This is a genomic window from Bartonella acomydis (assembly GCF_039543025.1).
Lineage (GTDB): Bacteria > Pseudomonadota > Alphaproteobacteria > Rhizobiales > Rhizobiaceae > Bartonella > Bartonella acomydis.
In genome coordinates, this window is sequence record NZ_BAABIY010000071.1 from 1 (window position 1) to 1434 (window position 1434).

Below are 1434 nucleotides of genomic sequence, written 5' to 3' on the forward strand. Positions count from 1 at the left end.
CACTTGAACTTGCAGAAATCTCTCCATTTGCAAGAAACTTAATCTTGCTGTTGCTGCTTTCTTTTCCATGTTGTGCTAAAAAAGCTTTTTCTTTCTTGCTCCAATTTAAAGAATCCTGTGCAACTCCTTGAGAGACTTCCTTAATACGATTGTTCACATTCTTGATGTTCTCATCAAGGCCTGTAAATGCACTACCTACATCATTAAAATCTTTCGGATTCACATGACCTTCTTCAGAAACACTCGATAACTTATAGCTTGGTCCTGTAAAAATACCATTTTTAAAGGATGTATTACCACCTAAGAATTTTGCAACATCCTGAGAGATTTTCGCAATTTGGCTGCCATTGATCGCATCCGTTGATTCAACCGTAATATCTCCAGCTTTAAGATGCGTAATCTTGCTACTTGTCTTTTCATCATCCTTGCCATGATCGGCAACAAAAGCATTGGCTTCCTTGCTCCATAATAAGGCATCGCCTTGAACTTGTTGCGTAACATTCGTTATGTTTTCAGTAAACTCGTTGAACTTATTCGTTATTTCATTATTTACATCTTTGATACTTGTATCAAGCTGACCTTTGTTAACAGCTTCATTATTTCGCACCGCATCCTTTACACCGGAAAGAGTACGTGCCTCGTTTGTGTTGTTGGCAATATTGATTTCAGTGCCTCCTACTTCTTTACCAATGTTGATAAGATTTGTGGTGGCATCTTTCTTAACAAGACTATCTCCTTGTACATTAGTAATGGCATTATTAATCTGGTTGGTAATCTCATGTTTTATATTCGTGAAAGAAGTACCAACACCTGTCAAAGCAGCTGCTACATTCGTATAAGTCTTATCCTCTTCCTTTCCTTCATCGGTAACAGTTTTCACTGTAAAAGTTGGAGCACTCCATTGGCCATTTTCATAACTAGCTCCACCACCAAAGGATTTGGCCATATCCGTCGCAGCAGTTTGCAGATTAGTAACATTTTGATTTGTCGTAAACAACTGTGAACCGGTGATTGCTTCACTCGAAGCTTTTGAGATATCACCATTCTTTATACCCGTAAGAGTACGCGCACCATTTTTATTGTTAGCAATAACAATTTTATCACCATCGGTTTCCTTACCAATGGTGATATCTCTTGTATTGGTGTCTTGTTTCACAAAGCTACTAGCAGCTACTTGTTTTTTGACTTGCTCCAATTGTGCAAAATTCACAGCATCTGTCGCTCCAGTACCTTCTGCTACTCCCGTTATTTTTTTACCACCGGCATTAATACCAGAAGTCGTGATTTGTGGACCATTCTGGATAATTAAACCTGTTCCGCTTAAAGTATTCTCACCTGTTTTTATACTATTTAACGTGAGATCTTTTGCTAAATCGAATTTTACATTATTGTCTTCTTCGCCTTTGGTGATATTAAGATTGCTACTTCCGGCGG

Annotated in this window: 1 pseudogene; it reads right to left on the reverse strand. The window is 38.2% G+C overall.

Annotated features, from left to right (window positions below):
* Positions 1 to 1434: pseudogene (locus ABD909_RS07065) on the reverse strand (Vomp family autotransporter); the annotation flags it as partial.